Origin of the sequence: Capnocytophaga canis (genome assembly GCF_000827555.1) — a bacterium.
Taxonomy (GTDB): Bacteria; Bacteroidota; Bacteroidia; order Flavobacteriales; family Flavobacteriaceae; genus Capnocytophaga; species Capnocytophaga canis.
Genome location: NZ_CDOI01000214.1, coordinates 1 through 9,289 on the forward strand (window position 1 = coordinate 1; position 9,289 = coordinate 9,289).

Below are 9,289 nucleotides of genomic sequence, written 5' to 3' on the forward strand. Positions count from 1 at the left end.
AAAGGAAGTTGGTTGTATATTAAGAAGTAACCACACTGACTGAATAAGAGAAAGAGAGATTATCCTAAACGGGTAATCTCTTTTTTTTTAATCAAGTCTTGGGTATAGCATAAAGGAACTATTTTTCTGAAAAATATTTTGTTTATAAAATAAACTTATTTATATTTGCATCATAAAAGTCAAGTAACTATTTTTTTGATAATTTTGTTTACAGAATAAACTAAATTTAAAAGTAGAATCATAAATCTAAAAAGAAATAAAAATGGAACATTTACAGCCTAATGACAGCTTAAAAATCATTCAAGAGATTATCAATCAGCGAAAACAAAAATACGAACAAAATGGATTTTTCTTCATCTTTTGGGGCATACTCATTATGTTAGCAGGAACTATACATTTCCTGATGTATCAATTTGATTTTCATTTCAGTAAATCGGGACTCGTGTGGCTTATTTTGATGCCTTTGGGATTTGTTTTTACCTTTGTTGCCAAAATGCGAGAAGGCATAAAAGCCGAAAAACAAGGCAAAAGCACCGACTGGATGGGCTGGCTTTGGCTCGTAGCGGGAATAGGTGCAATGGTGGGCGGATTTACACAATCTTCCAAGTGGATTATTGTACTGATATACCTACCTTTTGCAATGGCTTCTCTGGCAACGGCATTACAACTCAAAAATCGACTTTGGGTAAGCACCTCGCTGATTTCTTTTGCACTGGTGTACAGTACTTTGTTTATTAATTACGGGTATCACTCTATATTGATGACCGTGGTTTTAGCAGCACTTTTATTTTTAATTCCTGGCATTCAGTTATATTCCGATTATAAAAAAAGAAAAAATGTTTAAAGATTTAGATCCTCTTTTACATTCGCAGTTGCGGTTGGCGATTATGTCACTTTTGATTTCAGAGGAAAAGGCAGATTTCAACCGAGTGAAAGAAGTTACCCAAGCTACTTCGGGCAACATCAGTGTGCAAATTGGTAAACTCGAAAAAGCGGGATACATTACCGTAACTAAATCATTTAAAGATAATTATCCCAACACTGAACTCGCTCTTACTGCCAAGGGATTACAAGCCTTTGAAGAATATGTAGAGGCGTTAAAAGGTTATTTAAAATAATTTTAAAATTGAATATGATGAACACAACAGAACAAAACGCTTACAGAAAAGCAGAAAAACGAGTAAAGAAACTCAAAAAATTCTACCATCATTTGGCGACTTATGTCGTAGTCAATGCCTTCCTTGTCGGACTGAATCTCTATCAAACTCCGAATAACTTGTGGTGCTTATGGGTCATTTTTGGTTGGGGAATTGGACTCATTTCGCACGCTTTCAAGGTATTTGCCCCTGATATTTTCTTGGGTAAAAATTGGGAAGAACGTAAAATCAAAGAGTTGATGGAGAAAGAGGAAAAATAATATTTTTTTACAATTTTACTTTACAAAATAAACTAATTTATAAATAATAAATACAATGAACAGAAATTTTAAAAACATCGTTTTTGCTGTGGTTTGCTCATTTCTTGCAATCAATACACAGGCTCAAAATTCAGAAACTGCTGAAATTCAAGCAGTAGAAAATCCATTTACCCTTAACGGAATCCAACAGAAAATTGAAAAATCTTTGGGTGAAGCCTTTGTTACCAAAAATGGACTTCCGTTAGAAAATTTGGAAAAACAACTTTCTGAAAATAAGGGAAATAGCCAATGGAATTTGTATTGGAAATCTTACTTGCATCTCTATCAAACCATTTTCTATTTGAAAACAGATCACAAAGAAAAAGCGAGTGAGTACAACCGAAAAAGTATTGATATTCTGCAAGATAAAAAAGATAAAAACGCCGAAGATTATGCTTTATTAGCCAACAATTTGAGTTTATCTTTTGTTTTTATGAAAAATCAAATGGAAGCAATGCAAATTGATGCCGAAATTCGTGAAAATCTGCAAAAAGGCTTTCGTTTGGAAAAAGAAAATCCGCGTTTGTACTATGTGGAAGGCAATTATGACACCAATATTCCCAAGCAATACGGCGGTGGCAAAAAGGCAGAAACTTCACTTTTAAAAGCCATTTCACTCCCTGAACCGAACCAAAATTCCGAACATTTACCTACTTGGGGAAAAAGGGAAGCCTATCAAAGTCTTTTGAAATGGTACTCTTCTGAAAATCAGAAAGAAAAAGCTGACGAGTTGCAGAAAAAATTCCAATCAGAATTTCCTGAAAAATAAAACTTAAACAGATATTATTTATAACTTTATGAAAACACTACTCTTTATATTTAATTTACTTATTTTCAGTTTTGTACAAGCTCAACAAGACAGTCTCCAAATCAATGAATTGGAAGAGGTTATCATCGTGAAAAAAGACCCGATTTCCGAAAAATTTGCGGTAAAAAAACTCAATTCGTTGGATATTTATTTCAATCCTGCCTCCAATGCCGACCCACTCAAAGCCATAACCACACTTCCTGCTTCCACTAATACAGATGAGAGTGCTAACCCTTCGCTTAGAGGCGGAAGTCCCGATAGGTCAAGGGTTTATCTCAACGGTTCTCCTGTGTTAAATCCCGTGCGTTTCAGTCGGAACGATGGCTTGGGAAATTTTTCACTTTTCAATACTGAACTTATTGATAAACAATATGTTTATTCGAGTAATCCACCTTTGAATTTCGGTAATTCAAGTGCAGGATTGGTGGAAATAGAAACCAACACGCAGAAAATCAGCGAGTTTACGCAACTTTCTTTGGCTCTTTCCAATATTGGACTGATGCGAAATCAGAAACTCGGTAAAAACAATTTTACGCAAATTTACACCAATTATCAGTTTAGTGATGCTATTATCGGGTTGAACAGAAAAAGTTTAGACCAACTGCACCATTTTTCCACTTTCGATTTGGGAGCAAACACACATCTAAAAATCAATAAAAACCTGTCTTTCAACACATTTAATTATTTTATTGATGAAAAATATTCGGTTTTGAATCGTTCTTTGAATTTTTCAGGAGATGTTGAAGCCTCCAAAAAACGCTTCTTTTCGGTGAATAATTTGGACTATTTTACGCAGAAAACGAAAATTCGTTGGGCTTCGATGGTGGATTTTTCTGATTCGGAATTCAAATTCGGAAATATTGATTCCAAAGTGAAAAATATTCAGATTTTCAATGGTTTGGGCTTTAAAACTCAGTTTTCGAGAGCATTTAGTATGCAATATGGTGTAGATGCTTCGGTATTTCGCTATCATTACAATGAAATTTTACCGCAATTTTATTTCAGTTTAAAGCCTGAAAGTCCGACTTTTACCAATCAAAAAACAACTGACTTTTTTTATGTAGAACCTTATGTGTATGCCAATTATTCACCTAATAATCAGTGGAATTTTTCATCGGCTTTGCGGAAAAATATTTTTCTTCACAAAAACACCGAAAGTTTTACAAGTTACCAATTTTCAGCCAATTACACGCCAAATAACGAGCATCGGTTGATTTTCAGTGCAGGAAAATACCACAGCTATACTACACCAAATTATATTATTCGCAATTTCAATACGCTGAGCAGTCATCAAATTGCTTTGGATTATTCTTTTGAAAATGAGAAATTTAACATTTCTACATCAGTATATTTCAAAGCAGATAAAGGCGATATTGTAACCAATCATTACGAGCGATTTGATAAAACACAAACCTTTGGAAGTGAGGCTTCTGTGGATTTTAAATTGAATCATCAATTTTCTTTTTCAATATCGAATACTTTTCTAAATCAGAAGTATGCTATTGGAAATCAAAAATATAACACCCCTTTAAACTTAAAATATTTTATCAAGTCGCAACTAATTTACAAAAATCCGAAATGGTTTACGGCTTCGTTGGTTTTTGCCACGCGTCCGGGAAATCGTTTTACTCCTGTGCAGTCGGCAGTTTTTAATCCACAAGCCAATGATTTTCAACCGATTTTCGGCGATTGGTATTCCGCTGAAATGCCTCATTATAAACGCTTGGATTTTTCGGCAAACCGACTTTTATTCATTGGAAAAACAGCAGTTATTGCTTTTATTTCTGTCAATAATCTGTTGAATTTGAACAATTCTGCTTCAGTGTATTACAATTCGGATTACACGAATTTACATTACAACCACCTCCAAAAACGGATTTTATATTTCGGAACAATGATGCGGTTTTGATACTATTTATCACCACAAAAGGCTGTTGAATTCACTCTCAACAAAAAAACTTCAAAAAACATATCATTTTTCGGAATTTTTAGTAAATTCGCACTTTAAAATAATCCTCATTTTATTGAGAATGAAGGATTACTCAATTACAACGAATTAGAAGTAGAAATGAAATTCACAGAGCACAAAAACTTAGATTTATCAGTCGTTGCCAAAGAGATACTTACATATTGGCAAGAAAATAATATTTTTGAAAAAAGTATTGAAACGCGTGAGGGCAAAGAGCCGTTTGTATTTTTTGAAGGTCCGCCTTCGGCAAATGGGCTTCCGGGTATTCATCACGTGATGGCACGTACGATTAAGGATATTTTCTGCCGTTATAAAACTCAAAAAGGATTTCAAGTAAAACGAAAAGCAGGTTGGGATACGCACGGACTTCCTGTGGAGCTTGGCGTGGAAAAAGAATTGGGCATCACCAAAGAAGACATCGGAAAGAAAATTTCGGTGGAAGACTACAATAAGGCTTGTAAAGAAGCCGTGATGCGTTACACCAACATTTGGAACGACCTTACCGAAAAAATGGGGTATTGGGTGGATATGGAAAATCCGTACATTACCTACAAATCCAAATATATGGAGTCGGTTTGGTGGCTTTTGAAACAAATCTATAACAAAGGATTGTTGTACAAAGGCTATACTATCCAGCCGTATTCGCCAAAGGCAGGAACAGGGCTTTCTTCCCACGAACTCAACCAACCAGGTACGTATCGTGACGTTTCGGATACTACGATTGTGGCTCAATTCCGTGTGAAAAAGTTAAGTAACAAATTCAAAGAAAAATTATCCAATCCTTTTGATAGTTGTGATATTGCAGGAGCTTCTTGCGGTGGTGCTTTGCATTGGGCGGATTATGATGAGGCAGATTATAGTAAACTTCCAATTTCTATCCTCGCTTGGACGACCACACCTTGGACGCTTCCATCAAATACCGCTTTGGCTGTTGGTAAAGATATTGATTATGTGCTGATTAAAACTTTCAATCAATATACGTTTGAGCCAATCAATATTGTTTTAGCAAAAGTGTTGGTTTCAAAACAATTCGGAAAGAAATTTTTTGAGACCTCAAAGGAAGAAGATTTTAAAACTCCCCCTTCGGGGGCAGGGGGGAATATTCCTTACCAAATCCTTGCTGAATTCAAAGGTTCTGATTTAGAAGGGACTACCTATGAGCAACTCATTCCGTGGTTTAGTCCTGCGGAAAATGCCGACCAAGCCTTCCGAGTAATTACGGGCGATTTCGTAACTACGGAAGACGGAACAGGAATTGTACACATCGCTCCGACTTTTGGGGCTGATGACGCTCGTGTTGCCAAAGAAAATGGCATTCCGCCGATGCTTATCAAAGATGAAAACGATAATCTTGTTCCGCTTGTGGATTTGCAGGGCAGATTTGTAAAAGGTAAGAATGTTCCTGAATTATTTAGCGGAAAATACATTAAAAACGAATATTACGACCAAGATGCACCTGAAAAATCGTGGGACGTAGAGTTGGCAATTCTCTTAAAAACTGAAAATAAAGCTTTTAAGGTAGAGAAATACGTCCACTCGTATCCGCATTGTTGGCGAACTGACAAACCCGTTTTGTACTATCCGCTCGATTCTTGGTTCATCAAAATTACGGACGTGAAAGACCGCCTTTTCGACCTAAATAAAGAAATCAATTGGAAACCCAAAGCTACAGGTGAAGGACGTTTCGGAAATTGGTTACAAAATGCCAACGATTGGAATTTGTCGCGTTCCCGTTACTGGGGAATTCCGCTTCCGATTTGGCGAACCGAAGACAAAAAAGAAGAAATTATCATTGGTTCTGTTGAAGAGTTAAAAGCTGAAATTCAGAAGTCTATCGCCGCAGGATTGATGAAAGAAGATATTTTTGCTGATTTTCGGGAAGGAAATATGTCTGACGAGAATTACGAGAAAATCGACCTGCATAAAAACGTGGTAGATAAAATCGTTTTGGTTTCAACATCGGGCAAACCGATGAAACGCGAAAGTGATTTGATTGACGTTTGGTTTGATTCGGGAGCGATGCCTTATGCACAATGGCACTATCCGTTTGAAAACAAAGAAATGGTTGAAAAGACTTGGAAAACAGCCGATTTCATCGCCGAAGGAGTTGACCAAACACGCGGGTGGTTCTATACACTTCACGCGATTGCAGGATTAGTTTTCGATGGAATTTCATACAAAAATGTAGTTTCTAACGGATTAGTTTTGGATAAAAACGGACAAAAAATGTCCAAACGTTTGGGCAATGCTATCGACCCGTTCACCACTTTGGAAGAATATGGAGCCGATGCCACACGTTGGTATATGATTTCCAATGCAAATCCGTGGGATAACTTAAAGTTTGATTTAGAGGGCGTTGCCGAAGTGCGTCGTAAGTTTTTCGGAACGCTTTACAACACCTATTCATTCTTTGCTTTATATGCTAATATTGACGGATTTACATATAAAGAAGAAGAAATTCCGTTAGAAAAACGTCCTGAAATCGACCGTTGGATTTTGTCGGAACTTCATACCCTTATCCAAAAGGTTGATGAGGCTTTTGCCGACTATGAGCCTACTCGTGCCACGCGTTTAATTTCGGATTTTGTACAAGAGAATTTAAGTAACTGGTATGTGCGTTTGTGCCGAAGACGTTTCTGGAAAGGTGAATATGAGGAAGATAAGATTTCGGCTTATCAGACTTTGTACACTTGTCTTCTGAACGTGGCAAAACTAATGGCTCCGGTAGCTCCGTTTTACGCAGAGGTATTATACAGAGATTTGGTGTCAGGAACCCAAAAGGAAACGGCAGAAAGTGTACATTTGACTATTTTCCCAACGACAGATAAATCGTTTATTGACAAGTCATTGGAGAGTAAAATGGAGAAAGCTCAGAATATTTCATCTTTGGTATTGTCGCTTCGTAAAAAGGAAATGATAAAGGTGCGTCAACCGTTGCAAAAAATTATGATTCCTATATCAAACGAAGCTGAAAAAAGGGAAATTGAAGCCGTTGCCGATTTGATAAAATCGGAGGTAAACGTTAAAGAAATTGAACTTTTGGAAGACGCTTCGGGTATTTTAGTGAAGCAAATTAAACCAAATTTCAAAACTTTGGGACCTCGTTTCGGGAAAGATATGAAATTGGTAGTTGCTGCTGTTCAGCAGTTTACGCAAGAAGATATTCAATACATTGAAAAAGAAGGTCAAATAATTGTGAAATTAGCCGAAAAAGATGTAACTTTAAGCATTGAAGATGTGGAAATCACCACGCAAGATATCGAGGGGTGGCTTGTGGCAAGTTCAGGGAATTTACTAGTAGCCTTGGATATTCATATCACGGACGAGTTGAGAAAAGAGGGAATCGCTCGTGAGCTGGTGAATCGTATTCAAAATATCCGAAAAGATAGCGGTTTTGATGTTACGGATAAAATCAATATTTGCATTCAAAAACAAAAAGCCGTGGAAGAGGCTGTTTCGGATAATTTGGAGTACATCAAAAGCGAAACCCTTACTAGTGAACTTACGTTTGCTGGAAACGTTTTAGGCGAACCTATCGAATTTGATGATATTGTAACGAAGATTTCCGTGGAGAAAGTGTAGTATATTTCAAAGAATAATAAAACGATTTTAGATGAAAAAGGTGATTTTATTTTTGGTATTGATTTTCGCTTTATATTCTTGTGGAACAGATAAATTAACAGAAGCAAAAGTAAAGGATTTGGTTCAGGCCTGTATAGAAAAAGAGCCTCAAAAAGATGTTATTGATACTGAGATAACATTAGGAGAGGGACAATTATTGGCTACAATGCTTAGGAAAAGTGACAATGAAAAGAATTATTTACAACTATCGGATGAAAAATTGATTGACTTTGAAAAAACAAACTAAATGCTTTTTGGGCAATCTAAATACAATATTTCTCTAACAGAAAAAGGAAAACAGTATGTTACGAGAACCGAAAAAAATAAAACTTGGGTAAGATGTTTATCACTTAAACTTTCTGAAGTTGAAGAAATTCACGAAAATCCATCAACAAATACAGCGGAAGTTAAGCTCGTTTTTAGAAAAGAGAATAAAACACCTTTTCATATATTACTTTCAGACGATCTTAAAAGTGATGAGCCTATAAAAAGAACAATGAGTTTTAGAAAAACCAATGAAGGTTGGAAACTTTGTGATTAACTCAATGAATGTGCGTTTTTGACGTAAAAAAGTTATGAAAGAATTAAAAATAGGAAGTTTGTTGATAGGAAAAAAAGCCTATTTGGGAGTAATACTTGGTTTTTTTTTAACAGGAATGGTATGGAGTACCTTCCTTTTTGATAAAGATCATGATTTAATTCCTGTGATGATAGTGATCACCGCCTTGATTTGGGCTTTTATTATTCCGAAGATAAGGAAACATGTTAAATACGATAAAAAATAAAATAATTATATTATGGAAGAAAATATTAGAGTTCGATATTCCGACAAGGAATTGGAAGAGTTTAGAGCTCTTATCGAAGAAAAAATCAAAAAGGCTCAACATGATTTAGAGCTTTTGAAGAGTGCCTATATGAACAGTGCGACCAACGGCACCGAGGACACGGCACCTACGTTTAAAGCGTTTGAAGAAGGATCCAAAGTAACCAGCAAGGAGGAAAATACAGCATTAGCTATTCGTCAAGAGAAGTTTATTCGAGACCTTAAAAATGCTTTGATTCGTATTGAAAATAAAACCTATGGGGTTTGTCGTGTAACTGGTAAACTTATAGACAAACGTCGCTTACTTGCTGTTCCACACGCTACGCTGAGTATCGAAGCGAAGAATATGCAGTAGATTAACAAAAGAGGACTGTCCTAACGTTTTCCGGGGCAGTCTTTTGTTTTTTCTCTTATCCTGAAATAGCGGTACACAGAAGAATCGTTCTATGAAACGCCTTTAAAGGAAAAGGTATGCTCAATTCACAAAGATAATTTTATGGAGGAAAATGTTACAAAATTCGATATTCCTTTTACGTGTATAGACTAAAATGTGAATGTATTCTTAAAAAATAATGTGTTAAAATTTCGTTTTTTTTTTTTTTTTTTTTTTTT

At 35.9% G+C, this 9,289-nt stretch carries 10 protein-coding genes; all 10 read left to right on the forward strand.

All coding sequences use genetic code 11. The features are described from left to right. The first annotated feature begins 262 nt into the window (after positions 1-262). Positions 263-844, forward strand: a complete 582-nt coding sequence (locus CCAND38_RS11225; RefSeq protein ID WP_042345549.1) for a hypothetical protein — start codon at positions 263-265, stop codon at positions 842-844. After that, positions 837-1,118 carry a winged helix-turn-helix domain-containing protein gene (locus CCAND38_RS11230; protein ID WP_042009994.1) on the forward strand — a complete coding sequence of 94 codons (282 nt, stop codon included), beginning with the start codon at positions 837-839 and terminating at the stop codon, positions 1,116-1,118. The genes CCAND38_RS11225 and CCAND38_RS11230 overlap by 8 nt, the downstream gene beginning before the upstream one ends. A gap of 17 nt (positions 1,119-1,135) precedes the next feature. Beyond that, positions 1,136-1,417, forward strand: coding sequence for a 2TM domain-containing protein (locus CCAND38_RS11235; protein ID WP_042345564.1), 282 nt, complete (start codon positions 1,136-1,138; stop codon positions 1,415-1,417). Positions 1,418-1,472: 55 nt separating this feature from the next. Further along, the gene (locus tag CCAND38_RS11240) at positions 1,473-2,225 is read left to right on the forward strand and encodes a hypothetical protein (RefSeq protein WP_042345551.1); all 753 of its coding nucleotides are present in this window, start codon (positions 1,473-1,475) and stop codon (positions 2,223-2,225) included. A 28-nt stretch (positions 2,226-2,253) separates the two neighbouring features. Then, positions 2,254-4,173: a TonB-dependent receptor plug domain-containing protein gene (locus tag CCAND38_RS11245; RefSeq protein WP_042345554.1), complete on the forward strand. Its 1,920-nt coding sequence runs from the start codon at positions 2,254-2,256 to the stop codon at positions 4,171-4,173. Positions 4,174-4,332: 159 nt separating this feature from the next. Continuing rightward, entirely contained in the window at positions 4,333-7,815 is a 3,483-nt protein-coding gene (ileS, locus tag CCAND38_RS11250; protein ID WP_042345556.1) for an isoleucine--tRNA ligase, read from the forward strand. Positions 7,816-7,846: 31 nt separating this feature from the next. Further along, a complete protein-coding gene (locus CCAND38_RS11255) occupies positions 7,847-8,101 on the forward strand; it encodes a hypothetical protein (protein WP_042345558.1) in 255 nt (84 codons plus the stop codon). Continuing rightward, positions 8,102-8,395 carry a hypothetical protein gene (locus tag CCAND38_RS11260; protein ID WP_042345560.1) on the forward strand — a complete coding sequence of 98 codons (294 nt, stop codon included), beginning with the start codon at positions 8,102-8,104 and terminating at the stop codon, positions 8,393-8,395. 34 nt (positions 8,396-8,429) lie between these two features. Next, positions 8,430-8,639 (forward strand): hypothetical protein, encoded by a 210-nt coding sequence (locus tag CCAND38_RS11265; RefSeq protein WP_042345562.1) that lies wholly within the window; start codon positions 8,430-8,432, stop codon positions 8,637-8,639. Positions 8,640-8,651: 12 nt separating this feature from the next. Then, positions 8,652-9,032, forward strand: a complete 381-nt coding sequence (locus tag CCAND38_RS11270) for a TraR/DksA family transcriptional regulator (RefSeq protein WP_042009978.1) — start codon at positions 8,652-8,654, stop codon at positions 9,030-9,032. Positions 9,033-9,289: the final 257 nt, after the last annotated feature.